We start from the raw sequence: 19,804 nt of genomic DNA, 5'->3' as shown, positions 1-19,804 counted from the left end.
ACTGTCGCAACGACTGCAACGAGCCCAAAGCGGACCTCGCCTTCTCCCCAGGCCCAGTGTCCGCGGGGATGAGCGGACGCGTGGCGTCCCACTACGGCTACCGCAGCTCCGCCAGGTCCACCTCGCGGATCAGCTTCCTGGCGGTTTCGCTGTCGATCTCGCGGGCGCGGGCGCGGCGGGCGAGTTCTTCGCGTTCGGCGGCGAGGCCGACGAGGCGGAGGTGGCGGTCGATGGCGTCGCCCTGGCGGGCGGCGACGGCGTCGTCCTCGTTGACGTGGGTGCGGTTCTCGATGCGCTGGCGATAGAGCTCCATGATCCGGCTGGCGATGTCGGCATAGAGGTCGGGGTTGGACTTGCCCTCGGCCATCGTGTGGGCGGCGTCCTCGATGGCGCGCAGGGCGGCCTGGGCGGCGGCGATGCGGCTGCGGTCCTCTTCCTGCTGATGCGAGGGCTCGGGCGGCAGCTCGACGTTCTTCAGCAGGCGCGGCAGGGCGAAGGTCGCGACCAGCAGGGAGACGATGATGACGCCCGCCGCCAGGAAGATGGCCAGGCTGCGCGACGGCATGGGCGTGCCGTCGGCGAGCACGAACGGCAGCGTCAGGATGCCGGCCAGGGTGATGGCGCCGCGCACGCCGGCCAGCGACATGACGGCGATCAGGCGCAGGCCAACCCTGGTCTGAGGGCCGCGATGGCGGCGCCGGTAGATCGTCAGCTTCAGCGAGGCCCAGACCCACAGGAAGCGCAGCGCCAGCAGGGCGGCGACGATGCCCAGCACATAGACGGCCAGCCACCAGATCTCGGGCCGTGTGGTGCCGGCCACGACCTCGGCTGCGCGGGCCAGGATGGACGGCATCTGCTCGCCCAGGATGACGAAGATGACGCCGTTGGCGACGAACTGGACCGTGTCCCAGACGACGGCGCGGCGAATGCGGGTCAGGGCCAGCGACTGGCCCTTGGCTGCGCCCCTCTCGGTGAAGCTCATGGTGATGCCGGCCGCCACGGCGGCCAGGATGCCCGAGGCGTGCAGTTCTTCGGCCGTCAGATAGGCGGCGAAGGGGATCAGCAGGCTGATGACGATCTGGGCGCCGACATCCTCGCCCCAGCGGCGGCTGATCCATCCCTTGGCCGTGCTGATGGCCAGGGTCATGCCGACGCCGATCGCGACACCGGCCAGCGCCAGCCAGGCGAAGGAGCCGATGGCCTGACCGATCGAGAAGACGCCGGTGGTGGCGGCGACCACGGCAATCCGCATGCAGGTCAGGCCGGTCGCGTCGTTCAGAAGCGATTCGCCCTCCAGGATGTGCATCAGCCGCTTGGGGATGGGCGCGCGGGCGGCGATGGCCTTCACCGCGATGGGGTCGGTCGGCGACAGGATGGCGGCCAGGGCGAAGGCCACCGCCATCGGCATCTCCGGGATCATCCACCAGATCAGCAGGCCCAGGCCGACGACGGTGAAGACCACCAGCCCCAGCGCCAGCTCCAGGATGACCGCCCGGTCGCGGAACAGGTCCTCCTTGGGGATGCGCCAGCCGTCCAGGAACAGCAGCGGCGGCAGGAACAGCAGGAAGAAGATGTCCGGCTCCAGATCCACCGTCCGGCCCGTGACCAGCACGATGACGGCGCCCAGGCCGATCTGGACCAGCGGCAGGGCGATCCGGGTGATGCGCGCGATCGAACCCGAGACCACCACGGCCAGCAGCAGCAGCAGGGTGGTCTCGATCAGATGCATCAGGCGATCAGGGTGGGGTAGAGCCGCTCCAGCCGGCCCATGGCGGCCGGGTGCAGGCGCACGGTCAGACGGATCCGGCCGTCGTCGTCGGTGTCGCGCGCGGTGACGCGGCCGTTGGCGTAGAGCCAGGCCAGCGCCTCGCCCTGATCGGGCTGGAGAAGCAGTTCGGTTTCGGGGTCGTCGTCGATCAGGCCGGCGATGGTCTGGCGCAGGGTCTCGATCCCCTGCCCCGTCCAGGCGGAGACGACCGCGGCTTGCGGGTCGCGGTCGGGGCGGGCGGCCTGGGCCTGGACGTCCTCGCGGGCGTCGTCGTCCAGCCGGTCGGCCTTGTTCCACACCTCCAGGATGCGGCGGGGGCGGCCCTCGATGGCCGGGATCTGGGCCAGGACGGCCTCGACATCCTGGGCCTCCGCGCCCGTGTCGGGGCTGGAGATGTCGCGGACGTGCAGGATCAGGTCGGCCTCGGCGACCTCTTCCAGGGTGGCGCGGAAGCTCTCGACCAGTTCGTGCGGCAGGTCGGAGATGAAGCCGACGGTGTCGGCGATGATGGCGGGACGGCCCTGCGGCAGGCGGATGGTGCGCTGGGTCGTGTCCAGGGTGGCGAACAGCAGGTCCTTGGCCATGACCTCGGAACCGGTCAGGCGGTTGAACAGCGTGGACTTCCCGGCGTTGGTGTAGCCGACCAGGGCGATGGTCGGGAACGGCGCCTTCTGGCGCTGCTTGCGGTGCAGACCGCGCGTACGGCGCACCTCTTCGAGCTCGGTCTTCAGCTTGACGATGCGGTCGGCGATCAGGCGGCGGTCCAGTTCGATCTGGGTCTCGCCAGGGCCGCCGGTGGAGCCGGTGCCGCCGCGTTGCCGCTCCAGGTGGGTCCACGTGCGGACCAGACGCGAGCGCTCGTAGTCCAGACGCGCCAGCTCGACCTGCAGCCGGCCCTCGCGCGTGCGGGCGCGGCGGCCGAAGATCTCGAGGATCAGGCCGGTGCGGTCGATGACCTTGGCGTCGAAGGCCTTCTCCAGATTGCGCTGCTGGACCGGGGTCAGGGCGTCATCAATGACGACCGCCTCGGCCTCGGCCGCGCGGACCAAGGCGGCCAGTTCGTCCACCTTGCCGGCCCCGAACAGGGTGGCGGGGGTGGTCTTGCGCAGGCGCACGATCTCTTCGGCGCGGACGTCGAGGTCCAGGGCGCGGGCCAGACCGACCGCCTCCTCCAGCCGCCCCTCGGCGGAGCGTGGGCTGTCCGAGCGACCATCGGGATGGATGACGATGGCGCGGATAAGCGGGACGGTGTGGTCGATCAGTTTGGTCAGGAGGGTCTCGGCGTGTCGTTGGGTGAAGAGTGCTAGTGAGCAAGTAGTGAGCGAGAGGCGGCGGCGCACGGGCTCACCTCTCGCTCACTCGCACTTTTCACCTCTGGAACGGGTCGCGGGCGCCCGTCAGTCCTCGTCGGCTTCGGGCTCGTACAGCTGGACCGGCGCGGAGGGCATGATGGTGGAGATGGCGTGCTTGTACACCAGCTGGGACTGACCGTCCCGGCGCAGTAGCACACAGAAGTTGTCGAACCAGGTGACGATGCCCTGCAGCTTCACGCCGTTGACCAGGAAGATGGTCAGGGGTGTCTTGGTCTTGCGGACCGAGTTGAGGAAGGTGTCCTGAAGGTTCTGACGCTTGTCTTGCGACATGGCAGGTTTGTCCTGTTTTTCTTGTTGTCGCGCCGAAGGGGAGCGGCGCGAGCGGGCGGTTTGATGCCTGTCCAAATCCTAGACGCGAGCCGCCCCTCTTCGCAATCCTAGACCGCGTCGCGGCGCGCTCTTTCCAGATAGGCGGCGCGCAGGCGGGTCGTGATAGGGCCCGGCTTGCCGTCGCCGATCCTGGTCCCGTCGATGGAGACGGCGGGCGTGACGAAGGCGCCGGCGGCGGTGAAGAAGGCCTCGCGGGCGCGCTTGGCCTCCTCGACGCTGAAGGGACGTTCGTCCAGTTCGACCCCCTCCTCCTTGATGACCTCAAGCAGGGTGGTGCGGGTGCAGCCCTTCAGTATGTTGGCCTGGGTGTCGCGGGTGCGCAGCTTGCCGTTCTCGTCGATGATCCAGGCGTTGGTCGAGGAGCCCTCGGTGACCAGGCCCATCTCGTCCACCATCCACGCCTCGTAGGCGCCGGCCTCGCGGGCCGCCTGCTTGGCCAGGATGTTGGGCAGCAGGCCGACCGTCTTGATGTCGCAGCGACCCCAGCGGATGTCCGGCTGGGTCAGGACGGCGACGCCCTTTTTGGCCTGGGCCTCGCCGCGCGCGGCCGGGATGTTCTTGGCGGTGACGATGACGCTGGGCGGGGTGCCGGGCGGCGGGAACGGATGGTCGCGCCGGGCCGTGCCGCGCGTGACCTGAAGGTAGACGATGCCGTCCTTGATGCGGTTGCGGCGGATGACCTCCTTCAGCACCTGGGTCAGGGCCGCGCGGGTCATGGGGATGTCGATGCGCAGCTCGGTCAGGCTGCGCGCCAGCCGGGTCATGTGGCCGTCGTAGTCGGCCATCTTGCCGTCGAAGACCGACCAGACCTCATAGACGCCGTCGGCGAACTGGAAGCCGCGATCCTCGATATGGACCACGGCCTGGCCGTGCGGCGAGTACGATCCGTTGACGTAGGCGATGCGCGACATCAGGCGTCCAGTCCCTCTTCGTCCTCGCCGCCGCGCGACGGGGACACACCCAGCGACTTCAGCTTGCGGTGAAGCGCAGACCGCTCCATGCCGATGAAGGCGGCGGTGCGCGAGATATTTCCGCCGAAGCGCATGATTTGCGCGGCCAGGTACTCACGTTCGAACACTTCGCGCGCCTCGCGCAACGGCAGGGCGATGGTCCGCTCGGCGCCCATCGAGCCGCTGGTGCCCGATGATGCGACCTCTTGCGGCAGGTTGTCGGCGGTGATCGGCTCGCTGGGGTCGCCGGTGGCCAGGATCAGCAGACGTTCGATGTTGTTGCGCAGCTGACGCACGTTGCCGGGCCAGGGGTGAACCTGCAGCACGGCCACGGCGTCATCACCGATCCGGCGCTTGGCCAGACCTTGCGAGGCGCTGATGGTGTCGACGAAATACTCGACCAGCTCGGCGATGTCCTCGCGCCGTTCCGACAGGGCGGGCACGCGGATCGGCACGACGTTGAGGCGGTGGAAGAGGTCCTCGCGGAAGCGGCCCTCGGTGATCTCGGTCTTCAGGTCACGGGAGGTGGAGGTGACGACGCGGACGTCCACCTGCACGTCCTGCTCGCCGCCGACGCGGCGGAAGCGCTGGTCGACCAGGACGCGCAGGATGCGGCTCTGGCTCTCGCGCGGCATGTCGGCCACATCGTCGAGGTACAGGGTGCCGTTGTGGGCGCGCTCGAAGACGCCGATCTTGCGCGGACGGCCGTCGGCGCCCTCTTCCCCGAACAGTTCGACATCCAGACGCTCGGGCGCCATGCCGGCGGCCGAGATGGCGACGAACTCGCCACGCGCGCGGGGGCTGGCCTCGTGGATTTGGCGAGCGACCAGCTCCTTGCCGGCGCCGGGCGGGCCCGAGATCAGGACGCGGCTGTTGGCGGGCGCGACCTTGCTGATGGTGGTGCGCAGGGCCTGCGCTGCGGCGGATCGCCCGATCAGGCCGGTCGGAGCCATGGTCTGGGCGCGCAGGCGGCGGTTCTCGCGCCGCAGGGTCGCCGCCTCGATGGCGCGCTCGACGACAACCACCAGGCGGTCGGACTTGAAGGGCTTTTCGATGAAGTCGTAGGCGCCGCGCTTCAGCGCCGTGACCGCGGTTTCGATATTGCCGTGGCCCGAGATCATGACCACCGGCAGGTCGGGATCCAGCTCCTTGATGACGCCCAGCAGCTCCAGCCCGTCCAGGCCGCCGCCCTGCATCCAGATGTCGAGGATGGCCAGGGAGGGTCGGCGCGCGCGGATGGCGGCCAGGGCCTCGTCGGAGTTGGAGGCGACGCGGACCGCATGACCCTCGTCTTCCAACAGTCCGGAGACGAGATCGCGGATGTCCGCCTCGTCATCGACCACAAGGATATCAGCGCCGGTGGAACGCATGGGAGCCTCGTCTAATCAGCCAGGGCCGCGGAAGGAGACGCTTCGCGGCTCCGGCCCGCGGCGTTGGCCGGCGGTTTCAGGGGGAAGATCAGGCACACACGCGCGCCGTCCAGCGTCTCGGCGTCGCTCAGCAGAAGTTCGCCGCCGTGGTCCTCGCAGATGCGCTTGACGATCGCGAGACCGAGACCGGTGCCGCGTTCGCGCGTGGTGACGTAGGGCTCGATCAGACGATCGCGGTCCTTGGCGGGCAGGCCCAGACCGTCGTCCTCGATCACGAACGTCGCCGTGTCGCCGTCCAGCGACAGGCGGGCGATGATGCCGGGGCGGGCCTTGTCGAAGCGCATGCCGTGCTTGGCGCGCTGGGCGGAAACGGACTCGCCGGCGTTCTTCAGGATGTTGGCCAGGGCCTGGCCGACCATCCGGCCGTCGCATTCCATGGTCAGCGTGGGCAACGGCTCTTCCAGCTCGACGCCGATCTCGGGGGCGGCGACGCGCTGGGCGAAGACGGCCTGGTGCAGAAGCTCGGCGCCGTTTTCCTTGGCGAAGCGCGGCGTGGGCATGCGGGCGAAGGCCGAGAACTCGTCCACCATGCGGCCGATATCGCCGACCTGACGGATGATGGTCTCGGTACAGCGGTCGAAGATTTCGACGTCATCGACCTTGGAGCGATACTTGCGCCGCAGCCGCTCGGCCGACAGCTGGATCGGCGTCAGCGGGTTCTTGATCTCGTGGGCGATGCGGCGGGCGACGTCGCGCCAGGCGGCGTTGCGCTGGGCGGTGACCAGACGGGTGATGTCGTCGAAGGTCATGACCATCTCGCCGCCCAGCCCGCCCTCGATGCGAACGCGCAGGCGGCGGGTCTCGCCGGCGCGCGAGACGTCGACGTCTTCCTCGATATGGGCCTCCGCGCGGCCGGCCAGATCGCTGAGCTCGGGCGAGACCTTGCCCAGCTTGCGGCCGACGACATCCTGCTGCTGGTCGATGGCCAGAAGGGTCAGGGCGCTGTCGTTGATGATCGAGATGCGGCCCTGGCGGTCCAGGCCGATGACGCCGGCGCTGACGCCCGACAGCACGGTCTCGATGAACCGACTGCGGGCCGTCGCCTCCTCGCTGGCGGCGCGCAGGGCCGTCTGCTGGGCCTGCAGGTCGCTGGTCATGTGGTTGAAGGCATGGGACAGCATGGCGATCTCGCCAGGCTCCCGCGCGGTATCGACGCGGACGGTCAGGTCGCCGGCGGCGACCTGATTGGCGGCGCTGACCAGACGGCCGACCGGCGCGGCGATGGCGTTGGCGGCCGACATGCCCAGCCACACAGCGCCCACCAGCACCAGCAGCGCCGTCTCCAGATAGCTGAGGGCGAAGGCGGCCTGCAGCCGGCCTCGGCTTTCCTTGGCGGCCTTGTAAGCCTGTATCGACTGATCGCTGTTCTTCATGCTGGCGATCAGGCCAGGCTGGAGCGGCCGAACGACATACAGGTAGGCGTCGCCGTAACCGCGCAGCAGATAGAGCGACCGGACGGCGTCGGGCCGTTCCGTCACGTCCTGAGGCGGCGCGCCGCCCTCGGAGGCGACCTCCATCATCGAGGCGGGCGGCGCCCGATACGGCGGCGCGCCCGCGCGCTCGCCCTGCGCCAGCACTTCGCCGCGCCCGTTCAGGACGTAGATGGCCGGATAGTCGAAGATCTCCGCGACCTGGACCAGGGCGTCGGAAAACTGAATCCGGTTGTTGAAGATCGGCCGAGCGCCTTCGAGCTGATCGGCGATCGTGACCATGTCGGCGTCCATCGCTCGCGACACGTCGCTGATATAGGCCTTGCCGACCTGGGCGCCGTTGTTAACCGCATCGCTGACGTTCGCGCTGAACCACTGATCGACCCCGCGGTTGACCAGCACGCCGAAGACCAGGGCGATCAGCACCGATGGGATCAGAGCCACGGCCGAGAACAGGGTGACAAAGCGCAGGTGCAGGCGGGCGCCCGCCTCCTTGCGCTCACGCGCCAGCAGCAGCACCCGGCGCCCGGCGAAGGCGGCCAGCACGGCGATCAGTCCCAGGTTGGCGACCAGAACCAGCAGAAGGATGCGGCCGGCGATATCGCGGTTGCCGGCCCCCACGGCCGCCGGCGCCACGGCGACCAACCAGATGGCCGCCGCTGTGATCAGGACGGCGACGCCGTACGCGATGCCGAAGAAGGTGCGGCCCCGGCGATCCCCGACAAGATCACGCCAGGCGGACGCTCCCCAAGCCAGGAGCTCCTTCCCGGTCGCCTTGAGGGGAGCGGTGTCGGTCATGCCGCGGCAGCTTCTCCTACCTGTGGCGGATTTTCAACAGGGGAGTGGCGCAAAAGCTGCGATTCGACCCGCCAGAGGCGAGCAAGTTCGGTTACGACCGCGTCGGGCGCGTCGAGCCGGCACAGAGCGGCCTTGGCCGCGCGCCGCTCGGCCAGGTCGGCGGGCCACGGCGCCTGCTCGATGTACCAGCCCAGATGCTTGCGGAACATCTTGAGCCCCAGCGGCAGGCCGTAGAAGGCGGCCGAGGCGTACAGGTGATCGCGGACGATCGCGAAGCGCTCGGCCGGGCCGGGTTCGGGCGCCGCGCCGCCGCCGTCCAGCGCTTGTTGCAGGCGGGCGGGCAGCCACGGCCGGCCGTAGACGCCCCGACCCAGCATCAGGCCGTCGGCGCCGGAGCGGGCGAGCGCCTCGCGGGCCTGATCGGCGGTGACGATGTCGCCGTTGACGATGACGGGGATGGCGACCGCCGCCTTGACCTCGCCCACCGCTTCCCAGTCCGCCTGGCCGGTGTAGAACTGTTTCCGCGTGCGGCCGTGGACGGTGACGGCGGCGACGCCGATGCTTTCGGCCGCGCGGGCCAGTGCGGCGGCGTTCCTCTGGTCGTCGTCCCAGCCCAGCCGCATCTTGACCGTGACGGGGCGAGACACGGCGGCGACGACCGCCTCCATGATCCGGCAGGCCAGGTCGGGCGTGCGCATCAGAGCCGATCCGGCGGCCGAGCCGGTGACCTCCTTGGCCGGACAGCCGTAGTTCAGGTCAATGATGTCGGCGCCGGCCTTTTCGGCCATGCGGGCGCCGTCGGCCATGGCGGCCGGATCGCGGCCGACCAGCTGGATCACCGTCAGGGGCAGCCCCTCCCCGACCGCCGCGCGGCGCACGACATCGGGCCGGGCGCGGGCCAGTTCGGCGGCCGCGACCATCTCGGTGGCGACGTAGGGCGCGCCGAGACGACTGGCCAGCTGGCGGAACGGCAGGTCGGTCACGCCCGTCATGGGCGCGGCCAGCACCCGGCCGGGAATGCGCACGTCGCCGATGAGAAGGTGGCTGCTCACGCGCCTCTACGGCCTCGGCAGAGGCCTCTCGTCAAGCGCGGCGGTCATCCGTAGAAGGCGGACATGCCAAATCCATCGTCTTTTTGCGCCGTCGTCGTCGCCGCCGGGTCCGGAACCCGGGCGGGGGGCGCCAAGCAGTGGCGGCCGCTGGCCGGCAAACCGGTCGTGCGCTGGTCGGTGGAGGCGTTGCTGGCGGCGGGCGCGGCGCCGTTGGTCGTGGTCGGCCCCGCGGGCGACCACGACAAGGCCGAGGCGGCGCTGGAGGGCCTCGACGGCTGGACCTACGCCGAGGGGGGCGCGACGCGGGCGGCGTCGGTCGTCAATGGGTTGAGCGGATTGGGGGATGCGGCGCCGGAGATCGTGCTGGTGCACGACGCGGCGCGGCCGTTTCTGTCAGAGGCGGTGATCGCGCGGCTGCTGACGGCGCTGGAGACGGCCGACGCCGCCCTGCCCGCCCTGGCCGTGGACGACAGCCTGCGGCGGGGCGTGGACGGCGCGATGGCCGAGGCGGTCAGTCGCGACGGTCTGTGGCGGGTGCAGACCCCGCAGGCGTTCCGGCGCGCCGAGCTGCGGGCGGCGCACGCGGCCTGGATGGGCGCCGAGGCTCCGACCGACGACGCCGAGGTAGCGCGCGCGGCGGGCCGCACGGTACGGCTGGTGGAAGGCGACGCGCGGCTGGCCAAGGTGACGCGCGCGGAGGACTTTGCGATGCTGGAGGCGATGGTCGGAATGAGGACGCGGATCGGTTCGGGCTTCGACGCCCACCGCTGGGGGCCGGGCGCCTCGGTGTGGCTGTGCGGGGTGGAGATCCCGCACGACCAGACGCTGATCGGTCACTCAGACGCCGACGCCGGTCTGCACGCTCTGACCGACGCCCTGTTGGGCGCCATCGGCGAAGGCGACATCGGCGACCACTTCCCGCCCACCGATCCGCAGTGGAAGGGCGCAGCCTCTGACCGCTTCCTGATCCATGCGGTCCAGATGGTTCACGCGAAGGGCGGTCGGATCGTGAACGTGGACGTCACCCTGATCTGCGAGCAGCCCAAGGTGAAACCGCACCGCGCGGCCATGCGCGCGCGTCTGGCCGAACTGCTGGACCTGCCGCTGGACGCGGTCAGCGTGAAGGCGACGACCACCGAGGGCATGGGCTTCCCCGGCCGTCAGGAAGGTCTGGCGGCGCAGGCTGTGGCGAGCGTCGAACTGCCGGCCTAGCGGCGGAAGGTCTGGCGGATCAGGGAGCCGAACAGGTCGACGTAGTCGTCGGTCCAGGGCCGCACCTTGTCCTCGTGCACCGCGTGCCAGCGTCCGTCCTGGCGATAGGGCGCCAGGCCGGCCTCGGTCGGCGACAGGATCACCGCCTCGGTCGAGGCCTCCAGCATCTCGGGCTGATCGGGCGCCTCGATGTAGATCTGGTGCAGGATCGGCACGCCAAGGGCGTCGGCCGCGGCGATGGTCGGGCGGGTGATCTCCAGGTTGCGGTTCGACAGGTGCAGCAGCACCACCCCGTCCGGCTTCACGCGCTTCAGATAGCCGGCGATGGCCTCCTGCGTCAGCAGATGGGTCGGCACGGCGTCGGAGGTGAAGGCGTCGATGACCAGCAGGTCGTAGGCGCCCTCAGGCTCCTTCGCCAGGGTCAGGCGGGCGTCGCCGATGACGGTGCGGATCGGGCCGTCGGCGCATCCGTTGATGTAGGTGAACCAGCGGCGGTCGCGCGACAGGCGGTCGACGGTCGGGTCGATCTCGAAGAAGGTCATCGCCGTCTCGAACCGCTTGTAGGCGGCCAGGGCGCCGGACCCTTGGCCCACCACGGCGATGCTGGCGCCCGGACGGTCGGCGATGGTGCGCTGGGCCGCCTGACCGATGGGGGTGTTCGCGGCGTAGTAGAGGGTCGGCAAGCAGGCGTTGGCCGGATTGACCGCCTGGGCGCCGTGCAGTGTGGTGCCGTGCATCAGCACATGGACCGGCCCGCCCATGCCCGGATCCTGGATGGTCGCCACGCGCATGACGCCGAAGAAGCTGCGCTCCGACAAGTCCCAGTCGTAGCCGCGCGCCAACCGCTGCCCGGCCAGCACCGACACGACCAGCAGGACGGTGAACAGGACGCCCCGGTCGCGCAGCAGGAAGGCGATGACGGCGCCGCCGCCCAGGACCAGCTGGCCGATGCGGATCAGGGTCTCGTCGCTGACCGCCGCGCGCACGCCGGGCATGTAGCGCACCAGCTCCTGCGCCAACGGCGGCGCGGCGCACACCAGCACGCCCGCGACCAGCAGATAGATGTCGCGCTTAGTCAGCTGGGCCCAGTTCCACGGCCGCACCAGACCCGCCAGGATCAGCACCAGCGGGTATTCCCAGACGGTGTTGAAGATGACCGGGGCGATCAGGGCGTTGAAGATGCCGCCGATCACGCCGCCTACGGACAGCAGCAGAAAAAACTCGGTCAGGCGCGCCGGCTGGGGCCGCTCGGCCGCCAGGGTCTGGTGGCAGAACAGGGCGACGAAGAAGAAGGTCAGCAGGCTGATGGCCAGCATCACCGTCCACTCGCCGGTCTTGAACGCGACCAGCCCCATCGAGACGGCCAGCAGGGCCGCCGCGATCATGGAGGTGATCGCGTACGGAATGGCCGGCTTGGCCTGGAAGGCGAAAACGAAGGTCAGCAGATAGAGGGCCAGCGGCGCGACCCACAGGAACGGCGCCGAGGCCACGTCGGTCGACAGGTGAGCGGTGACGCCCAGCATCAGGCTGGACGGAATGGCGGCCAGCAGGACGATGCGCGCCTTCTGCTTCCAGGCGATGGCGGGCCCGGCCTCGGTCGGTTCAGCGGCTGTGACCGGCGCGTTGAAGCTGGGCGAGACCTTGGCGATCAGCAGCCCCAACGCGGCCAGCAGGATCAGGAAGACCGCATAGCCGGCGGTCCAGCCCAGCCGCTGGGCCGTCAGGGTCGCGCCCGGTTCGATCAGGATCGGATAGGCCAGCAGGGCCAGGAAACTGCCTAGGTTGGAAGCGGCGTACAGGACATAGGGATTGGCCCCGTCCGGCGACCCAGCGCGCACCCGCGCGAACCACGCCTGCAGCAGGGGCGCCGTGGCTGACAGGGCCGCGAACGGCGCGCCCAGGCTGACGGTCAGGGTGCCGATCAGCCACAGGGCCGGGATGGTGGACGACGGCTCGCCGAACGCCAGCCTGACGCCGAGCGGCAGGAACAGGGCGGCGACGGCCATCACGGCGAGATGGACGCTGATCTGCAGCTTCAGCGAGCGGATGCGCTGCAGCAGGTGGGCGTAGGCGTAGCCGCACAGCAGCGCCGCCTGGAAGAACACCATGACGGCGTTCCATACCGACGGCGATCCGCCCAGCATCGGCAGCACCAGCTTGGCCGCCATCGGCTGGACCACGAAGACCAGCGAGGCCGAGACGAAGACGGTCACCGCAAAGGCCCAGGGCGTCCAGCGATCAAGACGGGCGGCGGACAGCGGCGGCGACGGCGTGGCGGTCATCGTCAGGTCTCCGGCCCGGCAGGGTTGGCGCCCCGCCCACAATGGGCTCTTAGCGGAAGCCTAGATTGACTCGCGCCCGGAGCGGATAGCCGTGCAGGTGTTACCCGAAGATGTCGTTGAAGCCGCGACCGGCGTGATCCGGGCCGCCGTCGCGCGGGGGATGACGCTGGTGACGGCCGAGAGCTGCACCGGCGGACTAGTCGCCGGGGCGTTGACCGCCGTCGCGGGATCGTCCGCGGCGGTGGAGGCGGGTTTCGTGACCTACAGCAACGCGGCCAAGACCCGGCTGATCGGCGTCGATGCGGCGATCATCGCGGCGCACGGGGCCGTAAGCGAAGAGACGGCGCGCGCGATGGCCCAAGGTGCGCGGGCGCGCGGCGCCGGCGATCTGGCGGTCTCGATCACGGGCATCGCCGGACCGGGCGGAGGCAGCGCGGACAAGCCGGTCGGCCTGGTGCATTTCGCCACCGCGGGCCCCAGAGGCGTGCGGCACCGCGAGGTGCGGTTCGGCGACCTGGGCCGGGACGGCGTGCGCCATGCGGCGGTGCTGACGGCGCTGGAGATGTTGCAGGAGCAGCTGGCCGATGACTGAACCGGTGATCGTCGATGCGCGCGGTCACCGGTGCCCGACTCCCACGCTGCGGCTGCAGAAGGCCTATGCGGCGGCGACGCCCGGGGCGCGGCTGACGCTGCTGGCCACCGATCCGATGGCGCGGATCGATGCGCCGCATCTGATGGGGCAGCTGGGCGGGGTCGTGCTGTCTGTCGAGGAGACGAGCGGCGTCCTGTCGATCAGCGTCGAGAAGCCCGCCGCGACGCCAGCCTGACGACCTGGGACTGGGCTCGCGGCGCCTCGGCGTCGGGCTCCATCCGGGCCTTGTCCGCCAGCTCCATCTCGGCGGTGAAGGCGCCGCCGTAGAAGATGGCGTTGACGTTCCACGACAGCCAGATCAGCAGCACCACCACGGCGCCGACCGAGCCGTAGGTCGCGCCCAGCTGGGCGATCTGCTCGACATAGATGGCGCACAGGTAGGACGAGACGGTGGACATCACGGTGGCGACCAGGCCGCCGACGATGGACGGGCCCCAGGCGACCGTGGTGCGATGGCTCATGGCGTAGCGGTAGAGCAGCGTCAGTCCGACCAGCAGGCCCAGCGCAGGCAACAGCCCGTCGAACGGCAGGCCCGAGACCGCCGCCGCTTCCGGGCCGGCGTGGGCCAGGATGCGGGCCGTGACCACGGCCCCCGACACCACGGTGAACAGGGCGAAAGCCGCCAGAGCCACGAAGAAGGCCAGCAGGTTGAACCGGAAAAAGCCGTGCGGCTCGGTCTCGTCGTGGATCAGGTTCAACCCGGCCAGCAGCGCCTTGAAGCCTCGGTGCGCCGCATAGGCGCCGACGATCAGGGCGAACAGGCTCTGGGCAGAGACGGCGCGGGCCGAGGCGGTGGACAGGCGCTGGATCTCGGCCTCGAAGATGGCGCGCGCCGCGTGGGGCATGACGTCGGCCAGGGCGGCGGCCTGGGCGCTGACCTCGTTGATCGACAGGCCGACCTTGTAGAAGCCGATCAGGATGGAGATGGCCGGGAAGACCGCCAGCAGCGCGAAGAAGGAGACGCCGCCCGTATAGAGCATCACGTCCCGGCCCCAGCTGCGTGCGAAGGCGCGTACGGCCAGCCGCATCCAGAACCTGGGAGACGTCCGTGCGCCGTCAGTCGTGGTCAAGCGCGGCCCCTCCGCGTGGTCGAAGCGACCTGCTTAGCCCAATTTCCGCCACAGGAAAGCCGCTGGCCGCGCCGGGGAAGATTTCCTTGTGCGCGACGTTGCGTCCGATCCGTCCGCCGCTATGGTCCGGCCGCGCCATCGCTGGGCGCTTGAACGCTGAGTCTTGGGGAGTCGATCGGTCTTGGCAGTTCAACCCGGCATTCTGGCGCGCGTGCTGGTGGTCGCGGCCGATGACGCCGCCGCCGGGCCGCTGTGCCAGGGGCTGGACGCGCTGGGCTGGCGCACGGTGACGGCCCGGTCGGTCGCCGCAGCCGCCGCCACCCTGTCCGACCTGCCGCTGGAGGCCGCCGTGATCTTCGCGGCGCCGGGCGTTCACGCCGATGTGGCGTCGATCAAAGCGGCGGCGCAGCCCCGCACCCTGCCCCTGATCCTGGTCACCGAAAAGCCGGACCCAGAGGACGCCGAGGCGGCGGACCTGGTTATGTCGCGCACGCCCCATCCGGCCCAGGCCGCGCTGAGGCTGGAACAGCTGGGCCGCGCGGCGATCTCCGAGGAGGAGTTCAGCCTGCGCCGCGCCACCTTCGCCGCGCACGGCCTGGCGATGTCGCTGAACGACGCCGCGGACGCGCCCCTGCGGGTCCTGGCGGCCGGCAAGCCCGACCATCATTTCCTGGCCCTGTCGAACTGCCTGGCCGCCGTGGGCGCCGAGGTGATCGCGGCGCCGACGCCCTACACCGCCTTCGACTATCTGCACGAAAGCGCCTTCGACGCGGCGTTGCTCTGGGGCGGCGAGGATCATGCGCCGGCGCTGTCGATCGCCTCGGGCATGAAGCGGAACACGCGCCTGTTCCACATCCCGCTGGTCCTCTATCTGCGCGGCGCGGGCGAGATAAACCTGAGCGAGCTCTACAATCGCGGCTTCGCCGATGTGGCCGCCGCCGATACGCCCGAGGAAGAGACGGCGAACCGGATCCTGGCGCTGGCGCGTACGCACCGGCGGCATCAGACGCTGCGCCGCGCGCTGGACGGGGCGCGGTCGTCCTCGATCATGGACGAGACGACGGGCCTGTTCACCCGCGAGCTGTTCGCAAGCCATCTGGCCCGCGTGGCCGAGGGCGCGCGGGCGCGCAAACGGCCGCTGTCGGCCTGCGTGCTGCGCGTCGCCCAGACCGGGCCCATCGCCCTGGCGCGCACCGGCGGCTGGCTGGACCGCGCCATGCCGCAGATCGGGGCCATGGTCGGCCGACTGGTGCGGGTCGAGGATACGGCGGCGCGACTGGCGCCCGAGGTGTTCGCCCTGGCCCTGCCCGCGACCACGGGACCGGCCGCCCGTCTGGCGGCCGAACGGATCGCCGCCGTCATCGGCTGCACGGCCTTCGACGCCGGCCCCGACCGCGCGCCCTTCGTGGTCGAGTTCGACGTCGGCGTGGCCGAACTGGGCGACGGCGAGGCGCCGGGCGGCCTGCTGGAACGCGCCTCGGCGGACATCCGGTCACAGCCGCGGAGCTAGCGGCCTTCTCCCTTCGGGGGAGAAGGTGGCAGGCGAAGCCTGACGGTTGAGGGGGCGGTCGGAAGCACTCCCAACGTCAGCCGTTGTTAATGAGGCCGGCGTCCCCCTCATCCGAGCCGCAATCGCGGCCCACCTTCTCCCCCGAGGGGAGAAGGGTCAGGCAGCGGCGCCAGCCACCCGGGCCAGATCGGCCGTGATCTTCTCGGCCACCTTCAGACGGTCCTCGGGCTTGGGCCAGTCGCCGGTCACGACCACCTTCTGATCCGGGCGGATCTTCCAGAAGGCGTGGTTCTTCTGGATCAGGCCGATGAGGCCCGCCGGGTTGGGGAAACTGTTGTTGCGCAGGGTCAGCACGGCGCCCTTGGGCCCGATGTCGATGCGTTCGATGCAGGCCGTCTTGCAGTTGGCCTTGATCTCCACGATGCGCAGCAACTGCCTGGCTTCGTCCGGCAGGGGACCGAACCGGTCGATCAGCTCGGCGGCCAGGGCCTCGCGGTCCTGGCTCTGCTCGGCGTCCGACAGGCGGCGATAGAGGCTAAGGCGGACATTGAGGTCAGGGACGTAACTCTCTGGAATCAGGACAGCCGCGCCGACATTGATCGCCGGCGACCAGCCGCGATCGACGCCCTCGCCTTCCCCGTTCTCTCGCAGATCGGCGACCGCGTCCTCCAGCATCTGCTGGTACAGTTCGACGCCCACCTCCCGGATGTGGCCCGACTGCTGGTCGCCCAGCAGATTGCCGCCGCCGCGCTGGTCCAGGTCATGACTGGCCAGCTGGAAGCCGGCGCCCAGGTTGTCGAGCGACTGCAGCACCTGCAGGCGCCGCTCGGCCGACAGGGTCAGCGGCTTGTTGGCCGGCGTGGTCAGATAGGCGAAGGCGCGCGCCTTGGCCCGGCCGATGCGGCCCCGGATCTGGTGCAGCTGGGCCAGGCCGAACATGTCGGCCTTATGGACCACCAGGGTGTTGGCCGTGGGGATGTCCAGGCCGCTCTCGACGATGGTGGTCGACAGCAGCACGTCGTACTCGCCGTCATAGAAGGCGCTCATCACCTCCTCCAGCTGCGTCGGGCTCATCTGGCCGTGGCCGACGACGAACTTCACTTCCGGCACCTTCTCGCGCAGGAACTGCTCGACGTCCGGCAGGTCGGCCAGGCGCGGCACGACATAATAGGCCTGGCCGCCCCGATACTTCTCGCGCAGCAGGGCCTCGCGGATCAGGACGGCGTCCCAGGGCGTGACGTAGGTGCGGACCGCCAGGCGATCGACCGGCGGGGTGGCGATGATCGACATCTCGCGGATGCCCGACAGCGCCATCTGCAGCGTGCGCGGGATCGGCGTCGCCGTCATGGTCAGCAGGTGAACGTCGGCGCGGAAGCTCTTCAGCTTCTCCTTATGCTTGACCCCGAAGTGCTGCTCCTCGTCGACGATGACGAGGCCCAGGTCGCGGAAGCCGACCTGTTCGGACAGCACAGCGTGGGTGCCGACGACGATCTCGACCGAGCCGTCCTTCAGGCCCGCGCGGGTCTCGGCGGCGTCCTTGGCGGTGACCAGGCGCGACAGCTGGCGCACCTTCACCGGCCAACCGGCGAAGCGCTCCTTGAAGGTCTTGAAGTGTTGGCGCGCCAGAAGGGTCGTGGGGCAGACGATGGCCACCTGCTGGCCGGTCATGGCCACGACGAAGGCGGCGCGCAGGGCCACCTCGGTCTTGCCGAAGCCGACATCGCCGCAGATAAGGCGATCCATCGGCGTGCCCTTGCCCAGATCCTCAAGCACGTCGCCGATGGCGTTCAGCTGGTCGTCCGTCTCCTCATAGGGGAAGCGGGCGCAGAACTCGTCGAACAGACCCTGCGGCGGGTTGATGGCGTCGGTCTCGCGAAGGGCGCGCTTGGCGGCCAGGGCGATCAGCCCCTCGGCCATTTCGCGCAGGCGCGCCTTAGCGCGGGCCTTCCGGGTCTGCCAGGCGGCGCCGCCCAGGCGATCCAGCTGAACCCCCTCGGTCTCCGAGCCATAGCGGGTCAGAAGGTCAATGTTCTCAACGGGCAGGAACAGCTTGCTGTCACCGGCGTAGAAGATTTCCAGACAGTCGTGGGGGGCCGACTGGATATCCAGCGTGCGCAGACCTTCGTACCGGCCGATGCCGTGGTCCAGGTGGACGACCAAGTCGCCGGTGGTCAGGGCCGAGGCCTCGGCCAGGAAGTTGGACGCCCGCCGCTTGCGCCGGGGCCGCGCCAGACGGTCGCCCAGGATGTCGGTCTCGGAGATCACCGCGATGCTGTCGGTGGTGAAGCCGTGCTCAACCGGCAGGACGCCGCGCAGGATCAGGTCGGGCTTGGCCGCCTCGACATCGGCCCAGTCGCGCACCGGCACGACGGTTGGCAGCCCATGGTCGCCCAGCATGGCGGCGAGGCGCTCTGACGAGCCTTCGCTCCAGGACGCGAACAGGACCTTGCGGCCCTCGGCCTGCATGGCCTTGGCGTGGTCGGCGACGGCCTCGAACAGATTGACGCTATCCTGCGCCCGCTCGGCCCCGAAGGCCCGCCCCAGCCGGCCGCCGGCATCGTCGGTCCCGCCATGGAAGGGCGACAGGCGGCGCACGGCGCGGCCGGCCAGGGCCGTGTTCCAGTCGCCCTCGTCCAGATAAAGTTCGGCCGGCGGCAGGGCGCGGTGGGCGGCGCCGCCCTTGGCCTGGGCCGCCTCGCGGCGCGCGGCATAGGCGTCCGCGACCAGGCTCCAGCGCTCGGCGCGGGCGCCGTCGGCCTGATGGTCGATGAAGACCTGGGCCGTGTCGGGCAGATAGTCGAACAGGGTTTCAAGCCGCTCGTAAAAGAGCGGCAGCCACTGCTCCAGCCCCTGGCGGCGCGCGCCCTCGCTGACGGCGGCGTACATCATGTCGTCGCCGGCCGCGCCGAAGCGTTGCAGATAGCCGGTGCGGAAGCGCGAGATTGTCTCGGCGCTCAGCAGGGCCTCGGACACGGGGGCCAGATCGACCGCCTGACGCTGGCCGGTCGAGCGCTGGGTCGCCGGATCGAAGGTGCGGATGGATTCCAGCTCGGAGCCGAACATGTCGAGGCGCACAGGCTCGTAGAAGCCCGGCGGAAAGACATCGATGACCCCGCCCCGCACGGCGTATTCGCCGCGTTCGGAGACGGTGGAGGCGCGGACGTAGCCGTTGGCCGCGAAATAGGTCTCCAGCCCCTGGGTATCGAGGTCGCGGCCGACGCGGGTCTCGAAGCCGGCGGCCAGGGTGATGCTGCGCGGCGGCACGCGCTGGGCCGCCGAGGCGACCGTGGCGATGACCAGCAGGGGCTTGTCGCCAGAAACCTCAGTCGCTGCGCCGCGCGCGAGGCGGGTCAGGGCGGCCATTCTCTGGGCCGAGACAGCGGCGCTGGGGCTGAGACGGTCGTACGGCAGGCAGTCCCAAGCGGGAAACTGAATAACCTCAATGTCCTTGGCGAAGAAGTCGAGCGCCTGGGTGAAGCTGATCGCGCGCTGGTAGTCGCGCGCGACCATGAGGGCGACGCCGCCGGCGGCGCGCACCCGCTGTGCGACGATGAGGGCGTCCAGTCCCTCGGGCGCGCCGTTCAGCGCCTGGTCGTCACGGGTGGGAAGGGCGCCGTCCATCAGCCGATGCCCTCGGACACGGCCTTGGCCACATGGTCGCGCATGAAGGCCTGCAGCCGATCCATCACCGGGCCGGCGTGGGCGGCGGGGGCCGGCTCGCGGCCGACGATCCAGGCGTAGAGGATGGCGTCGTCCTCGTTCAGCAGGGTCTCGAAGGCGTCCAGCTCGCTGTCACTCAGGCTTTCCAGCTGGGCGTCGGCGAAGGGGCCCAGCACCATGTCGGCCTCGCGGAAGCCGCGCCGCCAGGCGCGGAAACGCATCCGCCCCAATCGCTGGGCATGGGTGTCGGGACGTGAGTCGATATCGGCCACGCGGTTCCTTGCCGG

Annotated in this window: 15 protein-coding genes; 4 read left to right on the top strand and 11 right to left on the bottom strand. The window is 70.1% G+C overall.

From position 1 onward, the window contains the following. Positions 1-97 precede the first annotated feature (97 nt). From ASG17_RS09690 to dusB, 7 genes are all read right to left on the bottom strand, one after another. Complete coding sequence (locus tag ASG17_RS09690; protein WP_056102361.1) at positions 98-1,729, bottom strand: Na+/H+ antiporter; 1,632 nt, start codon at positions 1,727-1,729, stop codon at positions 98-100. Then, a complete protein-coding gene (hflX, locus tag ASG17_RS09685; RefSeq protein WP_056103390.1) occupies positions 1,729-3,039 on the bottom strand; it encodes a GTPase HflX in 1,311 nt (436 codons plus the stop codon). Before hflX ends, ASG17_RS09690 begins: the two co-directional genes overlap by 1 nt. 126 nt (positions 3,040-3,165) lie before the next feature. After that, positions 3,166-3,411, bottom strand: a complete 246-nt coding sequence (hfq, locus tag ASG17_RS09680) for an RNA chaperone Hfq (RefSeq protein WP_013269198.1) — start codon at positions 3,409-3,411, stop codon at positions 3,166-3,168. A gap of 107 nt (positions 3,412-3,518) precedes the next feature. After that, positions 3,519-4,382: a D-amino-acid transaminase gene (locus tag ASG17_RS09675; RefSeq protein WP_056102358.1), complete on the bottom strand. Its 864-nt coding sequence runs from the start codon at positions 4,380-4,382 to the stop codon at positions 3,519-3,521. Next, positions 4,382-5,791 (bottom strand): sigma-54 dependent transcriptional regulator, encoded by a 1,410-nt coding sequence (locus tag ASG17_RS09670; protein ID WP_056102354.1) that lies wholly within the window; start codon positions 5,789-5,791, stop codon positions 4,382-4,384. Before ASG17_RS09670 ends, ASG17_RS09675 begins: the two co-directional genes overlap by 1 nt. Positions 5,792-5,802: 11 nt before the next feature. Continuing rightward, positions 5,803-8,079 (bottom strand): PAS domain-containing sensor histidine kinase, encoded by a 2,277-nt coding sequence (locus ASG17_RS09665; RefSeq protein ID WP_056102353.1) that lies wholly within the window; start codon positions 8,077-8,079, stop codon positions 5,803-5,805. Next, positions 8,076-9,131: a tRNA dihydrouridine synthase DusB gene (dusB, locus tag ASG17_RS09660; protein WP_056102350.1), complete on the bottom strand. Its 1,056-nt coding sequence runs from the start codon at positions 9,129-9,131 to the stop codon at positions 8,076-8,078. Before dusB ends, ASG17_RS09665 begins: the two co-directional genes overlap by 4 nt. Before the next feature lie 63 nt (positions 9,132-9,194). Between dusB and ASG17_RS09655 the strand changes: the two genes are divergently transcribed. Further along, the gene (locus tag ASG17_RS09655; RefSeq protein WP_056102347.1) at positions 9,195-10,343 is read left to right on the top strand and encodes a bifunctional 2-C-methyl-D-erythritol 4-phosphate cytidylyltransferase/2-C-methyl-D-erythritol 2,4-cyclodiphosphate synthase; all 1,149 of its coding nucleotides are present in this window, start codon (positions 9,195-9,197) and stop codon (positions 10,341-10,343) included. Here ASG17_RS09655 and ASG17_RS09650 read toward each other — a convergent pair. After that, on the bottom strand, positions 10,340-12,625 hold the full coding sequence (locus tag ASG17_RS09650; RefSeq protein WP_056102342.1) for a spermidine synthase: 2,286 nt from the start codon (positions 12,623-12,625) through the stop codon (positions 10,340-10,342). The two genes, ASG17_RS09655 and ASG17_RS09650, sit on opposite strands and share 4 nt — an antisense overlap. 97 nt (positions 12,626-12,722) lie before the next feature. Here ASG17_RS09650 and ASG17_RS09645 point away from each other — a divergent pair, with 97 nt between their 5' ends. Both ASG17_RS09645 and ASG17_RS09640 read left to right on the top strand, forming a co-directional pair. Beyond that, positions 12,723-13,217 carry a CinA family protein gene (locus tag ASG17_RS09645; RefSeq protein ID WP_056103387.1) on the top strand — a complete coding sequence of 165 codons (495 nt, stop codon included), beginning with the start codon at positions 12,723-12,725 and terminating at the stop codon, positions 13,215-13,217. After that, a complete protein-coding gene (locus tag ASG17_RS09640) occupies positions 13,210-13,452 on the top strand; it encodes a sulfurtransferase TusA family protein (protein ID WP_056102339.1) in 243 nt (80 codons plus the stop codon). The genes ASG17_RS09645 and ASG17_RS09640 overlap by 8 nt, the downstream gene beginning before the upstream one ends. Here ASG17_RS09640 and ASG17_RS09635 read toward each other — a convergent pair. Then, positions 13,418-14,305: a YihY/virulence factor BrkB family protein gene (locus tag ASG17_RS09635; protein ID WP_056102337.1), complete on the bottom strand. Its 888-nt coding sequence runs from the start codon at positions 14,303-14,305 to the stop codon at positions 13,418-13,420. The genes ASG17_RS09640 and ASG17_RS09635 overlap by 35 nt on opposite strands. A 223-nt stretch (positions 14,306-14,528) precedes the next feature. Here ASG17_RS09635 and ASG17_RS09630 point away from each other — a divergent pair, with 223 nt between their 5' ends. Beyond that, complete coding sequence (locus ASG17_RS09630) at positions 14,529-15,857, top strand: diguanylate cyclase domain-containing protein (protein ID WP_235560398.1); 1,329 nt, start codon at positions 14,529-14,531, stop codon at positions 15,855-15,857. Between the two features lie 156 nt (positions 15,858-16,013). On the opposite strand, the gene mfd is transcribed toward ASG17_RS09630, so the two are convergent. Continuing rightward, positions 16,014-19,478 (bottom strand): transcription-repair coupling factor, encoded by a 3,465-nt coding sequence (gene mfd / locus ASG17_RS09625; RefSeq protein WP_056102335.1) that lies wholly within the window; start codon positions 19,476-19,478, stop codon positions 16,014-16,016. Then, the gene (locus ASG17_RS09620; RefSeq protein WP_056102332.1) at positions 19,478-19,789 is read right to left on the bottom strand and encodes a succinate dehydrogenase assembly factor 2; all 312 of its coding nucleotides are present in this window, start codon (positions 19,787-19,789) and stop codon (positions 19,478-19,480) included. The genes mfd and ASG17_RS09620 overlap by 1 nt, the downstream gene beginning before the upstream one ends. Positions 19,790-19,804: the final 15 nt, after the last annotated feature.

The sequence above is a fragment of the Brevundimonas sp. Leaf363 genome (genome assembly GCF_001424025.1).
Lineage (GTDB): Bacteria > Pseudomonadota > Alphaproteobacteria > Caulobacterales > Caulobacteraceae > Brevundimonas.
Note: the sequence above shows the minus strand (reverse complement) of the source record. Positions and strands in the feature narration are given on the sequence as shown.

Bases quoted from the DNA above. Each gene is read 5' to 3' on its own strand.
- ASG17_RS09655 (WP_056102347.1), top strand. From the start codon at position 9,195: ATGCCAAATCCATCGTCTTTTTGCGCCGTCGTCGTCGCCGCCGGGTCC.
- ASG17_RS09640 (WP_056102339.1), top strand. From the start codon at position 13,210: ATGACTGAACCGGTGATCGTCGATGCGCGCGGTCACCGGTGCCCGACT.
- ASG17_RS09650 (WP_056102342.1), bottom strand. From the start codon at position 12,625: ATGACCGCCACGCCGTCGCCGCCGCTGTCCGCCGCCCGTCTTGATCGC.
- hfq (WP_013269198.1), bottom strand. From the start codon at position 3,411: ATGTCGCAAGACAAGCGTCAGAACCTTCAGGACACCTTCCTCAACTCG.
- mfd (WP_056102335.1), bottom strand. From the start codon at position 19,478: ATGGACGGCGCCCTTCCCACCCGTGACGACCAGGCGCTGAACGGCGCG.
- ASG17_RS09675 (WP_056102358.1), bottom strand. From the start codon at position 4,382: ATGTCGCGCATCGCCTACGTCAACGGATCGTACTCGCCGCACGGCCAG.
- ASG17_RS09690 (WP_056102361.1), bottom strand. From the start codon at position 1,729: ATGCATCTGATCGAGACCACCCTGCTGCTGCTGCTGGCCGTGGTGGTC.
- ASG17_RS09635 (WP_056102337.1), bottom strand. From the start codon at position 14,305: ATGCGGCTGGCCGTACGCGCCTTCGCACGCAGCTGGGGCCGGGACGTG.
- ASG17_RS09665 (WP_056102353.1), bottom strand. From the start codon at position 8,079: ATGACCGACACCGCTCCCCTCAAGGCGACCGGGAAGGAGCTCCTGGCT.
- ASG17_RS09670 (WP_056102354.1), bottom strand. From the start codon at position 5,791: ATGCGTTCCACCGGCGCTGATATCCTTGTGGTCGATGACGAGGCGGAC.